The sequence below is a fragment of the Atlantibacter hermannii genome (assembly GCF_009907385.1).
GTDB classification, from domain to species: domain Bacteria; phylum Pseudomonadota; class Gammaproteobacteria; order Enterobacterales; family Enterobacteriaceae; genus Atlantibacter; species Atlantibacter hermannii_A.
In genome coordinates, this window is record NZ_JAAATR010000002.1 from 157,206 (window position 1) to 174,877 (window position 17,672).

Here is a 17,672-nt window from a genome sequence, read left to right on the forward strand (position 1 = left end):
TGTTACTCCTTATCTTCATGGCGCGCCGCGTCGGGCAACTGCCAGAAATCGAAAAAATTAAACCAGTCGAGCGGCGAGCGCAGGGCATAGTGTTCAAGCCGCGCGGCATAGCGATCCACCGTCTCCTGCAGCGCCTGCTGGCGGGTAGCGCGCGGCAGCGTCAGCGGGTCGGCGAACGGCTCGCAGTGCAGCACCAGACGGCCCTGCTCACGCAGCGCGAACAGCAGCACTACCGGGCAGCGCAGCGCCGAGGCCAGAATAAACGGACCCTGCGGGAACGGGGCGGGGCGGCCCATAAAGCGGCTCCAGATCACCCGCCAGTCGCCGCCGCGCTGCGGGTTAATCGCGATGCGATCGCCGACAATCGCCACCCATTCACCGGCATCCAGCTTCTCTTTCAACAGCATGGCGGTGTCGGGGCCGATATGGCTCACCGGGATCAGGTTAACGCCCGCCTGGGGCGCCATCTCTTCCATAATCTGCGTAAAGCGTCGGGCGTTATCGGTAAACACCAGCGCATTAACGGTGCGCGCGCCGCTGCGCTGGGCCAGCGCCCGGCAGGCTTCTACATCGCCAAGGTGCGAAGCGAGGATCAGCTTGCCGTCCGGCCCGGTAATATCCAGCGCCGCTTCCGCGCCTGGCGCAAATACCACCTGCTTGCCGAGCTGCAACTCGCCGCGCCAGCTGGCGACTTTATCGAGCATCGCGCTGCCGAAGCGCAAAAAGTGGCGATAGCTGCTCAGGCGCTGATTGTCGTGGATTTGCTGCGCGGCCCGCTGTTGCGTCACCGTGTCGATCCATTGCTGCGAGGCGCGGCGCGCGTCGTGAGCCAGCAGCCAGTAAACGCCCACCACCGGGCGCAGCAGCAGTTCAAACGCGCCGCGTCCCAACAGGCGCCAGACGGTGAGCATGATGCGCATCCCCAGCAGGCCCTTGACCTCTTCGGTGCGCGCCCAGTGCCGGCGGCGCTTGCGCATCAGCAGCCCCGGCGCGCGCGGCAGCATGCCGAAGAACAGCCGGGTGTGCATCCAGGAGATGCGCAGGTTGTCGCGCAGGGCGTCAAAATGCGACAGCCCGTCCTGCGGATAGGTGACGCGGGTCGGGATGAAATAGCTCGGATGGCCGCGCCAGTAGAGGCGCACCATCACTTCAGTATCAAAATCCATGCGCCTGCCAAGGGCGATATGCTGCGCCAGCGCCAGGGTCGGCGCGACCGGGTAAACGCGAAACCCGCACATGCTGTCTTTCAGGCTCAGGGACAAAGTTTCGATCCACACCCATACATGAGTAACCCAGCGGCCATACAGGCGCGAGCGCGGGATGGAGTCGTCGTAAATCGGCTGGCCGGAGATCAGCGCCTCGGGATGGCGTTCGGCCTCGGCGAGAAACTGCGGGATGTCTTCAATGGCGTGCTGCCCGTCGGCGTCCACCTGAACCGCGTGGCTGTACCCGGCGTCGCGGGCCACTTCCAGCCCGCGGATCACCGCCGCGCCCTTACCGGCGTTTTGCGCCAGCCGCACCAGCGTCAGCGCCGGGAAATCGGCCTGCAACCGCGCCAGCGCCTGCTGGGTAGCGGCGTCGCTGCCGTCGTCCACCACAATGCACGGCAAACCGAACGGCGCGAGGCGCGTCAGCACCTGCGCCATCATCGCACCGTGGTTGTAGCAGGGGATCACCACACAGGGCGAGAAGAGGTGGCTTACTGGCATAACCGGATTTTCCCGCTGCTGGCAGGCAGACGCTGTTCACCGCACAGGCGCTGATAGCTAAAGGAGAGCGTGTGGCGCTCCGGCTGCCAGTCGAGGGTTAAACACACCTCGTTTTCCGGCAGCAGCGGGGCCTGGAATTTCACGTTGATGATTTTATGGAACCGGGCCTCCGGGACCAGCAGTTCCCGGGCGTAATGCATGACCCAGTCGAGCTGGGCCACCCCCGGCAGCAGCGGCTGCACGGCGAAATGGCCTTTAAACCAGAACAGCGCCGGGTCGAGGCGCAAATGAAGCTCCCAGCAATGGGGAGCAAGCCGCGTGCGGGCAATTTCATGCGGGGTCATGGAAAAACTCCTGCAGTTGCGCATAGACGCGTTTATTCATGCTGTTAACCGGGATCGTGTCGATCACCCGCCAGTAGCGCGGGATCGCCACCGGCTCCAGCCACGGGATCAGCGCTTTGCGCCAGGCCAGCTCCAGCTGTTTGCCTGCGGCGGCGTTGAGGCGGGCACGGGTGGCGTCATCCACCACCACCAGCACGCCGATGCCCTGGCGGCCGTTACGGGTGATCGGCAGGGCGGCGGCTTCTACGATGCCGTCCAGCGCCAGTAGCCGTTGTTCTACTTCGCACAGCGAAATACGTTTTTCTTCAATTTTTACTACCCGGCCCCGTCGGCCATGCAGGCGAAACAGGCCGTTGTCTTCAAAGGCCAGATTATCGTCCAGCAGCAGACCGGCGGGATCGGGGATCAGCGGGGAGAACGCCCGCCAGGCGTCGTTTTCCTGCACGAAACGTATCCCGCTGAAGGGCAGCCAGGGCGTATCGTCCCCGGCGCGATAGCGCCAGGCGAGAATGCCGGTTTCGGTGCTGCCGTAAATTTCATCCGGCGTGACGTTGGCCCATGCCTGCGTTTGCACTACATCGCCCCAGGGCAGCATGCCGCCTGCGGAGACAATCAGGGCAATCGGCGGCGGCGTGAGGGTGTGATCGAGCCGCTTTAAAAACGCGGGGCTGCTGATAAAACCGTAGCGGCGCGTCGCGGGCAGCGCCGACAGTTGCTCCGCGTAGTACGTCATGGCGGCGTGCAGCGGTAACCCAAGGGACATCGGCAGGAAGATGCGGAACGTCAGGCCGTAGAGATGTTGCGGCACCACCGAAGCGACAATGTGGCAGCCCGTCAGCCGTTCAGCGAAGCGTTCCGCCAGCAGCGCGGCTTCGCGGTCAAGCGACGCGATGGGCTTGATCACCCGGCGCGGCGTGCCGGTGGATCCGGAGGTGAAGATCTCCACATAACTCTCGGGATCGATCGCCGGCAGGTCGATCGCCCCGGACGAACGCTTCGCCGAGGCCACCACCACCATCGGGCCATTCCAGCCAAGGGTGCGGTCGCTCAGGACGCCGCTAAACAGTTCACGCTGCTCGTCCAGCAGCGACAGGCGGCTGTGGCCGGGGATCACCGGCGTTTTGCCCGCATGCAGCGCGCCGAGTAGCGCCACGATAAACAGGTAGCTGTCTTCAAAGCACAGCGCCCAGCGCTCGCCGGGCTGCGTGCGCAGATGCCGGGTCAGGGTTGCGACGTCATGGCGCATCTGCCCCAGCGTCCAGGTGTGGTCGCCCAGCCAGGCGACGGGCGCGTCGTCAGGGCGCTGCGCGCTCAGCCACTGCGCCAGAGGTAAGGTGGTCATCATGATACATCCCGCTGGATCACGCGTTGGCGCACCAGCCATTCCCCCGCCATCAAAGCGCCCATCAACAGATAGGCGATCATGCCGTTCCACAGGGTCCAGAGATCGGTGTCGCCGTACCAGCAGGTAAAGGCCGCGACACTGCCGTTAACAATAAAAAAGCCGCACCACACCTGGGTGACGCGCCGGGTATAACGCACGCCCGCAGGCGGCAGATCCGGCTCTTTCAGGCGGGCGATGCGCTCCACCAGCGGCATGCTGCTCCACAGCGACGCGCCAAACATCCCCAGCAGCAGCGTGTTCACCACCACCGGATACCACAGCAGCAGATGATGGCTGCGCAGTACCAGACTCGCCACGCACAGCACCACGCCGGTCAGGGCGACGCCTTTGGCAATCAGCCGCAGCGGGCCGCCGCGCAGCCGCGCCTGGCGCAGGCGAATCAACAGCAGCAGCACCATCACCGGCAGCAGCCAGGCGAGGGCGTGATGCGTGATGCCGAACCAGATAATGAACGGCCAGGCGACCATCACCAGGGCAATGGCTGGCTGCGTCAGACGCCGCGCGACCGTGAGGGCAGCGTGCAGCATCAATTACGCGTCGTTCAGCAGATGTTCAACCGCGTCTACCACGTCCTGAACGGTACGCACCGATTTGAACGTTTCCGGTTTGATTTTTTTGCCGGTTTTCTTTTGCAGATGTACGACCATGTCCACGGCGTCGATGCTGTCGAGTTCCAGATCCTCGTACAGACGCGCCTCAGGGGAGATGTCCTCGGCGGGAATATCGAAAAGCTGGGTCAGAAGTGCGGAGACTTCCTGGTAAATCGCGTGTTTATCAACCATATCGTGCTCGTCTTCAGGCGCGTTGAGAATCAATGAAAGCAGCCAGTGTGGCGACGGAATAGAAATGCTGGCGCATCTCTTCGCTTTCGGCAGAAAGCACTACGCCATACTGGGTTTTCACGGCCAGCCCTAATTCCAGCGCGTCGATGGAGTCAAGACCCAGACCGTCGCCAAACAGCGGCGCGTCGGCGTCAATATCATCGGCGGACAGTTCGTCGAGGTTCAGGGTAGTGATAATCAGATTTTTGATTTCAGAGTAGAGCGCTTGCATCGTTGTTTCCTGGGCCAGGCGTCAGGCCTGGTGTTAATTGGTGCAAAAGGTGTCGATTAAGTTTGCGAGCCGCCAGCGCGGGCTCTTGATCCACTGTCGGATCGTAAAAGTGTTGGGTATGAATACGCTCGCGCACCACCACCTCGAACAGCGGTTTGCGGGGCGGAACGTCATACCAGCGGCTGTGCTTGTCCAGCAGGTGTTCGCTGCAAAGAATATGCACCACCCGTAAATCGCTGTGGCAGCGCACCGCGATATTGGCCGCGCCGCGCTGGAGCGTCAGCGGCTGGCCGGGCACGCTGCGGGTGCCTTCCGGGAAAATCAGCACGGTTTCGCCGCGGGCGAGCCGCTCGCGGCAGGCGGGAAGCAGCGCATCCGCCTGGTCGTTAACCAGGTAATCCGCCGCCCGCACCACGCCGCCGAGAAACGGGTTTTTCAGCAGCGCGTTCTTCACCAGGCAGTCGGTTTCCGGCATCACTGAGGCGATCAGCACGTAGTCGATCAGCGTGGGGTGATTGGCCACTATCAGGCAGCCGCGCTCGTTATCCAGCACCGATTTGCCTTCGATGCGGTAATCCAGCACGCCCACCGCGCGCGCCGCCCGCAGGAAGAAGCGGAAACTGGCCGCGATGCTGCGGCGCGCCAGGCGGCGGCGCGTGTCCGGATTGCGTTGCACCAGCAGCAGAAGATTGAACCAGACCACGGAGAGCAGCAGCCCGCCGAGGCCGAACAGCGCAAAACAAACGCCGGTCATCACCAGACGCCACAGCCAGTTCACCTGCGCCAGGATGCGCTTCATGATCTGCTCCATCGCCAGTCGGCGCGCTCGCCGTCCACGCTGAACGCCGCGTCGTCTTTGAGCCAGCCGCGCAGGAATTGCAGCCCCTGCGGCAGCGGCGCTTCACGGCGCAGCTCGTGAGGATGCGTTTCGCAGCGCAGTTCGTCGCCTGCCTCCAGCACCAGCGCCAGCGACCACGCCCAGGTGGGCATGTTGGCGGGCAGGTGAGGGTGGTAAAACGCGGGCAGCAGGCCGTCGAAATCCACCATCAATACCCGCTGGTAGCCCGCCTGGAACAGCGTCAGCGCTTCAATCAAACCTTGCTGGAAGGTGTCCTGGCCCGCGGAGAGCGAGGACGACGTCAGCGGCTGCTTCGCGGTAATGGTCAGATTGCCTACCGACGAGTTATGCACTGACATGGCGAAGTCGGTGGGCGAAATAGGCTGCGCGGCGGCAATGGCGTCCAGAATGCGAATATTGCGCTCCAGCTCGCCGTGACGGCTGGTAAACAGCACTGCATCCGGCGCGTGGCGGCGCAGCATCGCCAGACCGCTGTCCACCGCCAGGCGGCTGCCTGAGTTAAGACGGCGGCTGGTCATCATCGGCAATTCGCTGGGTTTGGCATACGGGGACGCCGGATCGATTTCCCGATCCTGTTGCGCCCAGGCGCGCCAGTCTGCGGCATCGCTGAGCCCCGGCGCTCTGGCTTGCCAGTCAATGATGTTGAGTGAAAATTTCATCTACACGCTTTCCGCGCTTTTTGTTTCTGTTTATGCAGCTACGCCGCCCGTTACGCTTTTTTGCGGCACACTAACAACGTATGCCCAACGCCCAGATCGTCGAGCCGTTGTTCAATCTCAAACCCTGCCTGCTCCACCAGTTTGATAAACGTGGCGGCGCTATAAAAACGACTGTTGCCATTCGCCATCGTCGTGAAATAGAGCGATGACGCGTTCAGGCTGAATGCGGCGGCTTCAAATTTTTGCGCATCCCAGAACAGCTCCATGATGCAAACGCGGGCGCCGGGCTTCATGACCCTGGCGATGTTCCCCAGCAGGGCAACGATTTGCTCGGCGGAGAAGCAGTCGAGGAACTGGCTCATCCACCAGACGTCGGCTTCGTCAGGCAGCGGCGCGTCGCTGAGCATATCCACCGGATGGAAATCGATACGCTCGCTTAAACCGTTAGCCGCGATATTTTCCTGCGCCAGCGCAATTTGCTGCGGCAAGTCCAGAATAGTGACATTCACCGACGGATTATAACGGCAGCAGCGAATAGCCCATTTGCCGGTATTTCCCCCCACGTCATACAGTTTTTCCGGTGCCAGCTCAAAGACATGCGGCAGTGCCGCGTTAAAAGCCGCGTCAGAATAATAGTGATCGAAGGCAAACCAACTGCAGCGCGCCGGTTCGGGTAATTGCGACAACGCCGGATAGATTGTCGGCCAGTCGCCAAAAACTTTTAGCCCTTCCGGTTTTCCGTTGCGCAACGCATCATGGAGAAAAAACAGCCCTTGATAACAAACATCGCGGGTGAAATCCATGTTCACGCGGGTCATCGGGTCGTGAAGTAAGAAATGTCCGACCTTAGCGATGTGATAATGTTCGTTTTGTTGAGTAACAATACGGCCGCTCAAACCCATATCCAGCAGTACGCTAACTGCATATTTATCGAGAGTACAATTTTCTTCGATGTTTTCTAATGTGGCTCCCGCTTTTCCCTGTTTATCGAGAAAACCGAGGATGCCGCTGTCGCGTAATATCACCGCCGTTTGAAATAACATCGGCGCAAACGCGATGCGTTGCGCTTCGGTAATAGCGTCCAGCGCAGAGAGTGTATCCCGATCGTAGTGATGACGCACGGTGCGATCCTTAACCAGAGGTAAACAAAAAAACCGGCCTTTCCAGGCCGGTTGTTAATTCATTGAAATTACAGGTTCGCGCCAGCGGACAGATTGATCTGAATATCCTGGTTCAGGTTATTAACCCAACGGTTGTAATTCTTATGAATTTTACCGTCAGCGGCTTTCAGGTTCAGGCTGCTGTCATAAATGATAGAGTAACTATTAGCAGAGTAAGGAATGCGTACTTCAGCAACGTGATCGCGCGCCTGCAGGCGGCCTTTGATCAGCCCTGCGCCCGCGTCGGTCATCACCCACTTGCGCTGTACGCCTGCTTTCAGGATCGCGGTACGCACTTGTTCAGCGGTATGTTTACCGGCCACGGTGGCGTTAACTTGCTGGACCGGTGCGGTATTTGCGCAACCTGCCAGAGCCCCTGCGAAAGCGATAGCGGTGAAAAGCTTAACGATTTTCTTCATACGATCTCCATAGACGTTTCATCAATACAACCCAATTACCCATTGCGACAAATCGTAATGAGCAAAAATGATTTGCTGGCTCACAAATACCAGTCAGTGAAACTGTGTAATGGACGGCGAAAACAGATGTGTTAGGTTTTATAGGTCATTAAAAATAATGATTTTTTCATCCGTGTAGGTTTTCGCTGTTCCTTCTGCTAATACATGCCGATTAACCTGAAGAGGTGTGATGGTAAATTATCAAAAAACATGACGCAATATTTTGTCTGGCATCAGGAGATTCTTAAGTGAAATAACCGTAGGTTTGTTAGGCCTAAGCAATAATATTGATAAAAATTGTGAGCTTAAATTTGTGCTGTCTGGTGTTTACTAATAAACAAAGCTTGTTTTACAGAATAAGAAAGAAGTAAATTTCTGTCAGAGCGAATTTTTATTCCGAAAAAAAATAACGCGCCAGATTTATTTCCTGACGCGTTATTGTTCATCTACCAATAAAGGTAGGTGATGTTACCCGGGAAGCCGACTTTTGGGCCGGCCCGGCCCCAGCAGTACCGCGACTTTACTGCCGCCCACCGTGGTTTCCATCCAGATTTTACACACGCTGGTTAACGGCACCGACAGCAGCATCCCCACCGGCCCCAGCAGCCAGCCCCAGAACAGTAACGACAGGAACACCACCAGCGTCGACATCCCCAGCCGGTGGCCCATCATGCGCGGCTCCACCATGTTGCCCAACACCATATGCACTACCAGGAACAGCGCGCCGACCAGCATAAATTCGTAGAAACCGTTAAACAGCAGCGCCTGGATCATGGGCGGGATCGCCGAGATCACCGAGCCGATATTGGGTATGTAGTTGAGCAAAAAGCCCAGCACTCCCCACATCAGGGCAAACTGGATGCCCATTAACTGAAGACCCAGCCAGATAATCACCCCGGTCCACAGACTGATTAACGTTTTCAGCGCCAGATAATGGCTTACCCCCTTTAACGCGCGATGCAGGCCGGCGATATGAATTTGCGGATTAGACAGCGCGAAACGCAGTTTGTACGGCACGTGGCGCACTTCAAACAGCATAAACACCACCGTCATCACCAGCAGCACTATGCTGGCCATCGCGCCGGAAAGCTGGGTCATCAGCGCCGTGGCGAAGGTCATGACCTTTTCTGAGTCCATGCGCTTCAACATGCGCTCAGGGGAGATATGCAGGTTCAGGAACGGAAAGATTTCCTGCAAATCAAGCAACTTACGTGTGAGCTCCTTATTGTACTTGGGCAACAGCGCGATGAATTCGTTGAGCGACGCCGCCAGTACGCCGAACAGCAGCGTCAGGCCAATCAGCATCACCACCACCACAATGGTAATCGCCATAGTGCGATTAAATCCCCGGCGCAAAAACCAGGTGACTAACGGGTTAAGAACAATGGCGAAAAACAGCGCCAGTAACATCGGTACTAAAATATCGGCGGCCGCGTGAATGCCGGCCAGGATGATCACCAGCGCTGCCAGTTTTTGCAGCATATGCAGACCCACTTTATCGGGCTGCGGAGACGTTAGTTGGGGGTTCATTCTTGCCATCTGCGTGGAATATCCTTAATTCGCCTGGCGCAGGGGATCTGCAATTACGGGGCGACGGATAAAGTGTAGTGCGTGGCGCATAAGGTGAGGGAGGAGATCGCTCCGAAAGTGGTGGGTGTGAAGCGCGATGCTATCAGGGTTATACTGAACCCTCGTTTTACCATTCCGGTGATTGTCATGCCCGAAGCCGCTGAACCGGCAATAAGTGGATTGCGTTTAAATCTACGCATCGTTTCTGTCGCTATCTTTAATTTTGCCAGCTACCTCACTATCGGCCTGCCGCTGGCCGTTCTACCGGGCTATGTCCATGATGTGATGGGATTTAGCGCCTTCTGGGCGGGGCTGGTGATCAGCCTCCAGTATTTCGCGACCTTGTTGAGCCGTCCTTACGCCGGACGCTACGCTGACCTGTTCGGGCCGAAGAAAATTGTTATTTTTGGGCTTTGCGGCTGTTTTCTTAGCGGAGTGGGCTATTTTGTGGCGGGGCAGAATACCGACGCCGCGCTGCTAAGCCTTGTCCTGCTGTGCGCCGGGCGGCTTATTTTGGGTGTTGGACAAAGTTTCGCCGGGACCGGATCGACGCTGTGGGGCGTGGGCGTCGTGGGTTCGCTGCACATTGGCCGGGTGATTTCCTGGAACGGCATTGTCACATACGGCGCGATGGCGATTGGCGCGCCGCTGGGGGTGTGGATTTTCCATCTTGGCGGCATGAAGCTGCTGGCCGGGGTGATTATGGCGATTGCGCTGGTCGCCATCCTGTGCGCGCTGCCGCGCAAGCCGGTTACCGCCAGCAAAGGCAAGCCGCTGCCGTTCAGGGCGGTGCTGGGTAAAGTCTGGCTGTACGGCATGGCGCTGGCATTGGGGTCGGCGGGTTTCGGCGTGATCGCTACCTTTATCACGCTATTTTACGACGCGAAGGGCTGGGATGACGCAGCCTTCGCCTTGACCCTGTTCAGCGCCGCTTTCGTCGGCACCCGTTTGCTGTTCCCCAACGGCATTAACCGGTTTGGCGGAGTAAACGTGGCGCTGGTCTGTTTTGCCGTGGAGATCGTCGGCCTGCTGCTGGTGGGTATGGCGTTCAGCCCGTGGATGGCGAAACTGGGCACCTTCCTGACCGGCGCAGGCTTTTCGCTGGTGTTCCCGGCGCTGGGCGTGGTGGCGGTAAAAGCCGTTCCGGCGCAAAACCAGGGCAGCGCGCTGGCCACTTACACGGTGTTTATGGATATGTCGCTCGGCGTCACCGGCCCGCTGGCGGGCTTGCTGATGGCCTGGGCGGGGGTGTCGAGTATTTATCTGGCGACGGCGGGGCTGGTGGCGCTGGCGGCAGGATTGACGCTGAAGCTGCGGGCGTCATCAAAAGAAAGCGCGGCATAAAAGCAATAAAAAAGCCTGCCGGTTTTCACCGGCAGGCTTTTTCCATGAAAGCGAATCGTCTTACTTCACTTCCAGAGTGTTAATAATGTTTTCAGCGGTTGCCTGCGCCTGCTGCTGGTTATCCGCCGGCAGGGTGATTTGCAGGGTCAGCAGTTTGTTATCCACTTTGCCCAGCACCACGGAAGAGTACGCGGTCTGGCCTTTGGCGGAAATAATGCTGTCCAGCTGCTGCAGGGTGTGGCCTTTTACCTCAATGGATTTATTGGTCACGACCTGGAGCTGCGGGTCACGGCTGCGCTGCTGATCTTCCAGGCGCTTCGCCAGCACATCCAGCCCTTCGGTGGTATCGTCGCCGACAATCACGATCACTGCTTTCTGCCCGGTGGCGTCAGAGTAGACGTGCATATTATTGGCCTGGGTGCCCAGCTTCCCGCTCTGATCCGTCATATCCGCCGGTAGCGAAAAACTCAGTTTGCCGTCCAGCAGCGTCACCTGCTGCGCCGCCGCGTTGCTTTCGGCTGCGGCACCTTCCGCCGGCTTGCTGCTGTCATTGTTGTCACAGGCCGCCAGCCCCATCACCAGCAGGCCAATCCCGACATATTTAACCAGATTGCGCATTGAATTCTTCCTTTACGATAACGGTCAAGTGACCTTGTACCGCATCTTATCACAAGAATTCCTGGCGACCGTCAACCCGGCTGATAGCGCACGAAATCAGATTTATCTGCCAGCTTTTTCAACAGCATATTCAGCAGTACGCCGTACATCGGCAGGAAGAAAACGATGCTGATAAGCACTTTAAAGCCGTAATCCACCAGCGCGATTTCCACCCAGTGTTCGGCCATAAAGGCATCCGGGCTGCGCCAGAAGGCGATAAAGAAGAATGCGAGAGTATCGCTGACGTTGCCGAAAATAGTCGATGCGGTGGGCGCCAGCCACCAGCGGCGGCTTTTACGCAGGCGATTAAACACATGCACATCAAGAATTTGGCCCAGCGCGTAAGCCATAAAACTCGCGGTGGCAATACGGGCCACGAACAGGTTGAAGTGGGTTAAGGCTTCAAAACCCTGCCAGCTTCCCATGTAAAACAGCGAGGAAATACCGTAGGAAATCACCAGCGCCGGGATCATCACCGCAAAGATGATGCGTCGCGCTAACGGCGCGCCAAAAATCCGCACGGTCAGGTCGGTCGCCAGGAAGATAAAGGGAAAGCTGAACGCGCCCCAGGTGGTGTGAAAACCGAAAATCGTGATCGGCAACTGCACCAGATAGTTACTGGACGTGATGACCAGCAAATGAAACAGCGATAGCCAGATAAGCGCATTGCGGCGCTGGCGTGAGGTAAACGTCGTCATATTGTGACCTTTTTGTCGGATGGGGTGAGGGAACCCAGAATCAAAACCGCCGCATCATACTGCTTCAGCACAGCTTTGCAACGGTTAATTTTAACGCAATCGTTAACCTCGCTTGCACCGACTCAATCGCAGGGTAAACTAGTGCCGTTTTTACCTTTCCCTGAGATAACCATGACCGACCTTTTTACCCATCCTGACCATACCCTGGATGCCCAGGGGCTGCGCTGCCCGGAACCGGTAATGATGGTGCGCAAAACCGTGCGCGGCATGCAGACCGGCGAAACGCTGCTGGTGATTGCCGACGACCCTGCCACCACCCGCGACATTCCGGGTTTTTGCCGTTTTATGGAGCACGATCTGATCGCTTCGCAGACGGAAGCACTGCCTTATCGCTATTTACTCCGCAAAAAACACTAATTAATCGGGCGCAGAGGAATAATGCTCTGCCCTGAACTCCCGGTACATTCTCTTTAAACCTTCGTTTCATTATTTACCGCTTTTGTGAGGCGCTTCACCGCGTCTTTTTTCGGCTTCAGCTAGTTTATAAACTGAAAATCAAAACAGCGTTTTACTCTCTTACCTACCGTATCCTTTGGAGCTGACCCGATGAAAAAGACTTTAATACCGGCTTTAGCCGGGCTGTGCCTCTCCACCGTGTTATTTGCACCAACCGTACTGGCGCAGACCATCAAAGCCGCCGATGTTCACCCGCAGGGTTATCCCAACGTGGTGGCCGTACAAAATATGGGTGAAAAGCTCAAACAACAAACCAATGGCGATCTGGAAATCAAAGTGTTTCCTGGCGGCGTACTGGGCGATGAGAAGCAAATGATTGAACAAGCGCAAATGGGCGCGATTGATATCATTCGCGTCTCGATGGCTCCGGTTGCCGCCATTCTGCCGGATATCGAAGTGTTTACCCTGCCGTATGTCTTCCGTGATGAAGACCATATGCACAAAGTCATCGACGGCGATATTGGCAAACAGATCGGTGACAAGCTGACCAATAACCCGAAATCGAAACTGGTGTTCCTGGGTTGGATGGACTCCGGCACCCGTAACCTGATCACCGTAAAACCGGTGGTGAAACCGGAAGATCTGAAAGGGATGAAGATCCGCGTTCAGGGTAGCCCGGTGGCGCTGGCTACGCTGAAAGATATGGGTGCCAACTCCGTTGCCATGGGCGTGAGCGAAGTGTACAGCGGTATGCAAACCGGCGTGATCGACGGTGCGGAAAACAATCCGCCGACTTTCATCGCCCACAACTACATGCCGGTCGCGAAAAACTACACCCTGAGCGGCCACTTTATCACCCCGGAAATGCTGCTCTATTCCAAAGTGAAATGGGACAAACTCAGCGCCGATCAGCAGCAAAAAATCCTGACCCTGGCCCGCGAAGCGCAGATGGAACAGCGTAAACTCTGGGATGCCTATAACGCCCAGGCGCTGGAAAAAATGAAAGCCGGCGGCGTTCAGTTCCACGACATCGACAAAGCTGTTTTTGTTAAAGCCACAGAGCCGGTGCGCGCCCAGTTTGGCGATAAGCATCAGGATCTGATGAAAGCGATAGCAGACGTACAGTGATCTCAGGCGCCGGCTCGCCCGGCGCATCTTTCCGGAGTACTTATGACCCCTTTCTATGTTAAGTGGATGGATCGCCTGTACCTGCTCGCCATGTTTGTGGCCGGGTTTTCGCTGCTGCTGATGACGGTTGTCATCCCGATTGGCATCTTTTCCCGCTATGTGCTGAACCGTGGCGAATCCTGGCCGGAGCCCATCGCGATCATTTGCATGGTGACGTTCAGCTTTGTGGGCGCAGCGGTAAGCTATCGCGCCAATTCCCATATTGCCGTCAACATGCTGATCGACCGTATCCCGCCGGCCATGCAGCGCCTGTGCGCAAAGCTGGTCGATCTGCTGATGCTGACCATCTCCGGGATTATGTTCTGGTACAGCGCCCTGTTGTGCATTGAACTCTGGGATCAGCCGGTGGCGGAATTCCCGATTTTGACCTCCGGGGAAAGCTACCTGCCGCTGCCGATAGGCTCGGCGATCATTATTCTTTTCGTTATTGAGCGGCTGTTGTTCGGTTCCCAGGAGAATCGTCCGGTAGTGCTTATCGGCAATCACGGTTAACGGGGGCTTCATGGACGCGTTCGTTTTACTTTTTACTCTGGGCGTATTGTTGGCGGTCGGCATGCCGGTGGCCTTCGCGGTGGGTCTGAGCGCCGTGGTAGGCGCGCTGTATATTGAACTGCCGCTGGAAGCGATCATGATTCAAATCACCAGCGGCGTGAACAAATTCAGCCTGCTGGCCATCCCGTTCTTTATTCTGGCGGGGGCGATTATGGCGGAAGGCGGTATCGCACGCCGCCTGGTGAACTTCGCCTATATCTTCGTGGGTTTTATTCGCGGCGGATTGTCGCTGGTGAATATTGTCGCCTCGACTTTTTTCGGCGCGATTTCCGGCTCGTCGGTGGCGGATACTGCTTCCATCGGCAGCGTGATGATCCCGGAAATGGAGAAAAAGGGCTATCCGCGCGAATACGCGGCGGCGGTGACCGCCAGCGGTTCGGTGCAGGCCATTCTGATTCCACCCAGTCATAACTCGGTAATTTACTCGCTGGCGGCGGGCGGCACGGTGTCTATCGCCACGCTGTTTATCGCGGGGGTTCTGCCGGGCCTGCTGCTGGGCATCAGCCTGATGGTGCTGTGTATGGGCTTCGCCCACCGTCGCGGCTACCCAAAAGGCGAGCGCATTCCGTTCAAACAGGCGCTGAAGATTTTCTTCGACGCGCTGTGGGGCTTGATGACCGTGGTCATCATCATGGGCGGTATTCTCACCGGGGTGTTCACGGCAACGGAATCGGCGGCGGTGGCCTGTATCTGGTCATTCTTCGTGACCATGTTTATCTACCGTGATTACAAGTGGAGCGAGCTACCGAAGCTGATGTTCCGCACCGTGAAAACGGTGACCATCGTGATGATCCTTATCGGTTTCGCGGCAGCCTTCGGCGCGGTGATGACCTATATGCAACTGCCGATGCGCATCACCGAGTTTTTCACCTCGCTGTCGGATAACAAGTACGTCATCCTGATGTACCTGAACATCATGCTGTTGCTGGTGGGTACGCTGATGGACATGGCGCCGCTGATCCTGATCCTGACGCCGGTGCTGCTGCCGGTGACCAATATGCTGGGCATCGACCCGGTGCATTTCGGGATGATCATGATGGTGAACCTGGGTATCGGTCTGGTTACGCCGCCGGTGGGCTCGGTGCTTTTTGTAGCGAGTGCGGTGAGCAAGCGCAAAATTGAAGAAGTGGTGCGCGCAATGCTGCCGTTCTACGGCATGCTGCTGATCGTGTTGGGGCTGGTAACCTACGTTCCGGCGATATCGCTATGGTTACCTAAGATACTGGGAATGATGTGATGTGATGTGACTGGAGCCCGGCCGCTGTTGCCGGGCTTTTTGTCTCCAGGCAAAAAGACCGCAGGTTGTTACGCCTGCGGCCAGTTCGGGCGCATGTTGCCATCACAGCAGCGGTGACGCCCAGGTTAGCTTAGAAGCTGAAGAAATAACGGATCAGCGCGACCACAATCGGCCCGATGATCGACGTTAAGACCGCAAGCCAAAAGGCCTGTTTGAACGTCATATAACCGCCTGCGTTGCAATGGCAACCGTTCGCGGCTATCCTTGACTTGTCTAGAGATAGGATCGCCCCCGTTATGTTGCCAGGTTAAACCAAACAACGTGCGGGGGTTTTCTTTATCCTGCGACTACGCCGCCGGGGAAGAAGCCCCCGCAACGCTGCGCCTCACCAGTAAAACTGGCTGAAAATATCCTACGGAAAGACTCCTTTAGAAACCATGGGTTATTATCTGTTTATTTCCTGCCCAACAGTCTTAACGCATTGGCGGTCACCAGCACCGTCGCCCCGGTATCGGCCAGCACCGCCAGCCACAGTCCGGTGATGCCCAGCATCGTCGTGACCAGGAATAGCCCCTTTAACCCCAGCGCGATGGCGATGTTTTGCCGGATATTGGCATGGGTTGCGCGGGCAAGGGCGATAATGCCTGCCAGTTCCGTCAGCCGGTTATGGGTAAGGGCGGCATCGGCGGTCTCCAGCGCCACGTCGGTCCCGCTGCCCATGGCGATGCCGATGGTTGACGCTTTCATCGCCGGAGCATCGTTAATCCCGTCGCCCACCATCGCCAGCGGCGCGCGTTGATTCATCCGGTTCACTTCCGCCACTTTATCGGCGGGCAGCAATCCCGCGCGGAATTCAAGCCCCAGTTCGCCAGCAATCGCAGCGGCGGCGCGTGAGTTATCGCCGGTGAGGATCACTCCCTGAACGCCCAGCGCCTGCAAACGCTGAACTGCCTCTCTGGCATCAGGCCGCAGCGTATCGCGCAGCGCCAGCGTGCCCAGCAATTGATTGTTGCGCACCAGCGTCACTACCGTCTGGCCCTGGGCTTCCTGTTGCTGAATAGTGGTGCGGGTAGCTTCGTCCAGAATGGCGGCGGGAAGTTTATCCGGCGCGCTGAGCAGATAAGTTTCGCCTTCAACCGTCGCCTCAATTCCGATACCTGCCAGGGTGCGCTGGTGGGTTGCCACGGGCAGGGAAATCCCCTGATTTTTACAGCGTTCGATAATCGCCAGCGCCAGCGGATGCGTGGAGCCTTGCTCGACCGCTGCCGCCAGCCGTAACAGCGCGTTTTCGTCCAGCCCTGCCCCCGGAGAAACGGCAGTAACCTGCGGTTTGCCCTGGGTCAGCGTGCCGGTTTTATCAAACGCCACCTGGCGGATCTGGCCGAGCTGCTCCAGCGCCGCGCCGCCCTTAATCAGCGCGCCGCGCCGTGCGGCGGCAGCCAGGCCGGAGGTAATGGCCGCCGGCGTGGAGATCACCAGCGCGCACGGGCAGCCAATCAGCAGTAGCGTCAGCCCTTTGTAGATCCACGGCAGCCATGGCGCGCCCGTGAACAGCGGAGGAAGCACGGCCACCAGCAGCGCAAACAGCATGATGGCGGGCGTGTAGATCCGACTGAAGCGATCGATAAAGCGCTCGATAGGCGCGCGGCGCTCTTCGGCTTCTTCAATCAGCCGTAAAATTCGGTCAATGGCGCTATCGCCCGGCTCGGAGATCACTTCCAGCCTGACCAGCCGGTCAACGCTGGTTGCCCCGGCGGCGACGCTATCGCCCTGGCTGCGCTCGACGGGCAGTGATTCGCCGGTCAGGGCGCTTTCATCAAAGCTGGCGAAAGGTGAGAGCAGTTTGCCATCCGCAGGCAGCCTGCCGCCCGCCGCCACTTCAATCACATCGCCGGGACGCAGCGCGCTCAGCGCCACCGTTTCGCGCTGTTCACCGTTGAGGCGCGTTGCGGTTTCCGGCTTCAGCGCGATCAGCGCGCTGACCCCCTGACGGGCGCGGTTTGCCGCCCAGCCTTCTAACCGTTCGCCGATCAAAAACAGCAGTAGCACCATCGCGGCTTCGGCGGTCGCGCCGATAAACAGCGCGCCGATGGCGGCCACGCTCATTAAGGTTTCAATGGCGAACGGGTTGCCGCTGCGCATCAGGCGTAGCGCCTGACGGGCGACAGGCCACAGGCCAACAAGGGTGGTGGCGATAAACGCGATTTCACCCAGCGGCGGAGTAAATTGCGCAACGCCCCAGCTCAGCGCCATCAGCGCGATCAGGCCGATAAGCGGCACGTTATCGCGCCAGGCAAAGGGGCGGGAGGGGGGAGGCGCAGGGG

General features: G+C 58.3%; 19 protein-coding genes. 5 read left to right on the forward strand and 14 right to left on the reverse strand.

Going from position 1 to position 17,672, the window contains the following annotated elements; all coding sequences use genetic code 11:
- Positions 1-2: 2 nt before the first annotated feature.
- The 11 genes from GV764_RS01040 to GV764_RS01090 form a co-directional block, all read right to left on the reverse strand.
- Entirely contained in the window at positions 3-1,709 is a 1,707-nt protein-coding gene (locus GV764_RS01040) for a glycosyltransferase family 2 protein (RefSeq protein ID WP_161658701.1), read from the reverse strand.
- Positions 1,700-2,053 carry an ApeI family dehydratase gene (locus tag GV764_RS01045; protein ID WP_151602706.1) on the reverse strand — a complete coding sequence of 118 codons (354 nt, stop codon included), beginning with the start codon at positions 2,051-2,053 and terminating at the stop codon, positions 1,700-1,702. Before GV764_RS01045 ends, GV764_RS01040 begins: the two co-directional genes overlap by 10 nt.
- Complete coding sequence (locus tag GV764_RS01050; protein ID WP_161658702.1) at positions 2,040-3,398, reverse strand: acyl-CoA synthetase; 1,359 nt, start codon at positions 3,396-3,398, stop codon at positions 2,040-2,042. Before GV764_RS01050 ends, GV764_RS01045 begins: the two co-directional genes overlap by 14 nt.
- Positions 3,395-3,985 (reverse strand): COG4648 family protein, encoded by a 591-nt coding sequence (locus GV764_RS01055; RefSeq protein WP_161658703.1) that lies wholly within the window; start codon positions 3,983-3,985, stop codon positions 3,395-3,397. Before GV764_RS01055 ends, GV764_RS01050 begins: the two co-directional genes overlap by 4 nt.
- 3 nt (positions 3,986-3,988) lie before the next feature.
- On the reverse strand, positions 3,989-4,240 hold the full coding sequence (locus GV764_RS01060) for an acyl carrier protein (RefSeq protein WP_161658704.1): 252 nt from the start codon (positions 4,238-4,240) through the stop codon (positions 3,989-3,991).
- A 13-nt stretch (positions 4,241-4,253) separates the two neighbouring features.
- Positions 4,254-4,511 (reverse strand): phosphopantetheine-binding protein, encoded by a 258-nt coding sequence (locus GV764_RS01065; protein ID WP_125292640.1) that lies wholly within the window; start codon positions 4,509-4,511, stop codon positions 4,254-4,256.
- Complete coding sequence (locus tag GV764_RS01070) at positions 4,492-5,328, reverse strand: lysophospholipid acyltransferase family protein (protein WP_439954641.1); 837 nt, start codon at positions 5,326-5,328, stop codon at positions 4,492-4,494. The genes GV764_RS01065 and GV764_RS01070 overlap by 20 nt, the downstream gene beginning before the upstream one ends.
- A complete protein-coding gene (locus GV764_RS01075; protein ID WP_161658706.1) occupies positions 5,307-6,029 on the reverse strand; it encodes a beta-ketoacyl synthase chain length factor in 723 nt (240 codons plus the stop codon). The genes GV764_RS01070 and GV764_RS01075 overlap by 22 nt, the downstream gene beginning before the upstream one ends.
- 50 nt (positions 6,030-6,079) lie before the next feature.
- Positions 6,080-7,150: a methyltransferase gene (locus GV764_RS01080; protein ID WP_161658707.1), complete on the reverse strand. Its 1,071-nt coding sequence runs from the start codon at positions 7,148-7,150 to the stop codon at positions 6,080-6,082.
- 68 nt (positions 7,151-7,218) lie between these two features.
- Positions 7,219-7,608, reverse strand: a complete 390-nt coding sequence (locus tag GV764_RS01085) for a hypothetical protein (RefSeq protein WP_161658708.1) — start codon at positions 7,606-7,608, stop codon at positions 7,219-7,221.
- Positions 7,609-8,115: 507 nt separating this feature from the next.
- A complete protein-coding gene (locus tag GV764_RS01090) occupies positions 8,116-9,177 on the reverse strand; it encodes an AI-2E family transporter (RefSeq protein ID WP_161658709.1) in 1,062 nt (353 codons plus the stop codon).
- A 186-nt stretch (positions 9,178-9,363) separates the two neighbouring features.
- Here GV764_RS01090 and GV764_RS01095 point away from each other — a divergent pair, with 186 nt between their 5' ends.
- Complete coding sequence (locus GV764_RS01095) at positions 9,364-10,560, forward strand: MFS transporter (protein ID WP_161658721.1); 1,197 nt, start codon at positions 9,364-9,366, stop codon at positions 10,558-10,560.
- Between the two features lie 60 nt (positions 10,561-10,620).
- Here the strand turns inward: GV764_RS01095 and GV764_RS01100 are convergent, their stop codons facing one another.
- Both GV764_RS01100 and GV764_RS01105 read right to left on the reverse strand, forming a co-directional pair.
- Positions 10,621-11,178, reverse strand: a complete 558-nt coding sequence (locus GV764_RS01100; RefSeq protein WP_125292629.1) for a DcrB family lipoprotein — start codon at positions 11,176-11,178, stop codon at positions 10,621-10,623.
- A gap of 71 nt (positions 11,179-11,249) precedes the next feature.
- Positions 11,250-11,915 carry a 7-cyano-7-deazaguanine/7-aminomethyl-7-deazaguanine transporter gene (locus tag GV764_RS01105; protein ID WP_161658710.1) on the reverse strand — a complete coding sequence of 222 codons (666 nt, stop codon included), beginning with the start codon at positions 11,913-11,915 and terminating at the stop codon, positions 11,250-11,252.
- 171 nt (positions 11,916-12,086) lie between these two features.
- Here GV764_RS01105 and tusA point away from each other — a divergent pair, with 171 nt between their 5' ends.
- The 4 genes from tusA (at position 12,087) to GV764_RS01125 (ending at position 15,348) form a co-directional block, all read left to right on the forward strand.
- Positions 12,087-12,332 carry a sulfurtransferase TusA gene (gene tusA, locus GV764_RS01110; RefSeq protein WP_161658711.1) on the forward strand — a complete coding sequence of 82 codons (246 nt, stop codon included), beginning with the start codon at positions 12,087-12,089 and terminating at the stop codon, positions 12,330-12,332.
- Between the two features lie 189 nt (positions 12,333-12,521).
- Entirely contained in the window at positions 12,522-13,499 is a 978-nt protein-coding gene (locus tag GV764_RS01115; protein WP_161658712.1) for a TRAP transporter substrate-binding protein, read from the forward strand.
- A 42-nt stretch (positions 13,500-13,541) separates the two neighbouring features.
- The gene (locus GV764_RS01120; protein ID WP_161658713.1) at positions 13,542-14,051 is read left to right on the forward strand and encodes a TRAP transporter small permease; all 510 of its coding nucleotides are present in this window, start codon (positions 13,542-13,544) and stop codon (positions 14,049-14,051) included.
- 10 nt (positions 14,052-14,061) lie between these two features.
- Positions 14,062-15,348, forward strand: a complete 1,287-nt coding sequence (locus tag GV764_RS01125) for a TRAP transporter large permease (RefSeq protein WP_161658714.1) — start codon at positions 14,062-14,064, stop codon at positions 15,346-15,348.
- Between the two features lie 453 nt (positions 15,349-15,801).
- On the opposite strand, the gene GV764_RS01130 is transcribed toward GV764_RS01125, so the two are convergent.
- A partial coding sequence (locus tag GV764_RS01130) for a zinc/cadmium/mercury/lead-transporting ATPase (RefSeq protein ID WP_161658715.1) occupies positions 15,802-17,672 on the reverse strand: 1,871 nt, incomplete at its 5' end.

Bases quoted from the DNA above. Each gene is read 5' to 3' on its own strand.
- GV764_RS01040 (WP_161658701.1), bottom strand. From the start codon at position 1,709: ATGCCAGTAAGCCACCTCTTCTCGCCCTGTGTGGTGATCCCCTGCTAC.
- GV764_RS01045 (WP_151602706.1), bottom strand. From the start codon at position 2,053: ATGACCCCGCATGAAATTGCCCGCACGCGGCTTGCTCCCCATTGCTGG.
- GV764_RS01050 (WP_161658702.1), bottom strand. From the start codon at position 3,398: ATGATGACCACCTTACCTCTGGCGCAGTGGCTGAGCGCGCAGCGCCCT.
- GV764_RS01055 (WP_161658703.1), bottom strand. From the start codon at position 3,985: ATGCTGCACGCTGCCCTCACGGTCGCGCGGCGTCTGACGCAGCCAGCC.
- GV764_RS01060 (WP_161658704.1), bottom strand. From the start codon at position 4,240: ATGGTTGATAAACACGCGATTTACCAGGAAGTCTCCGCACTTCTGACC.
- GV764_RS01065 (WP_125292640.1), bottom strand. From the start codon at position 4,511: ATGCAAGCGCTCTACTCTGAAATCAAAAATCTGATTATCACTACCCTG.
- GV764_RS01075 (WP_161658706.1), bottom strand. From the start codon at position 6,029: ATGAAATTTTCACTCAACATCATTGACTGGCAAGCCAGAGCGCCGGGG.
- GV764_RS01085 (WP_161658708.1), bottom strand. From the start codon at position 7,608: ATGAAGAAAATCGTTAAGCTTTTCACCGCTATCGCTTTCGCAGGGGCT.
- GV764_RS01090 (WP_161658709.1), bottom strand. From the start codon at position 9,177: ATGAACCCCCAACTAACGTCTCCGCAGCCCGATAAAGTGGGTCTGCAT.
- GV764_RS01095 (WP_161658721.1), top strand. From the start codon at position 9,364: ATGCCCGAAGCCGCTGAACCGGCAATAAGTGGATTGCGTTTAAATCTA.
- GV764_RS01100 (WP_125292629.1), bottom strand. From the start codon at position 11,178: ATGCGCAATCTGGTTAAATATGTCGGGATTGGCCTGCTGGTGATGGGG.
- GV764_RS01105 (WP_161658710.1), bottom strand. From the start codon at position 11,915: ATGACGACGTTTACCTCACGCCAGCGCCGCAATGCGCTTATCTGGCTA.
- tusA (WP_161658711.1), top strand. From the start codon at position 12,087: ATGACCGACCTTTTTACCCATCCTGACCATACCCTGGATGCCCAGGGG.
- GV764_RS01115 (WP_161658712.1), top strand. From the start codon at position 12,522: ATGAAAAAGACTTTAATACCGGCTTTAGCCGGGCTGTGCCTCTCCACC.
- GV764_RS01120 (WP_161658713.1), top strand. From the start codon at position 13,542: ATGACCCCTTTCTATGTTAAGTGGATGGATCGCCTGTACCTGCTCGCC.
- GV764_RS01125 (WP_161658714.1), top strand. From the start codon at position 14,062: ATGGACGCGTTCGTTTTACTTTTTACTCTGGGCGTATTGTTGGCGGTC.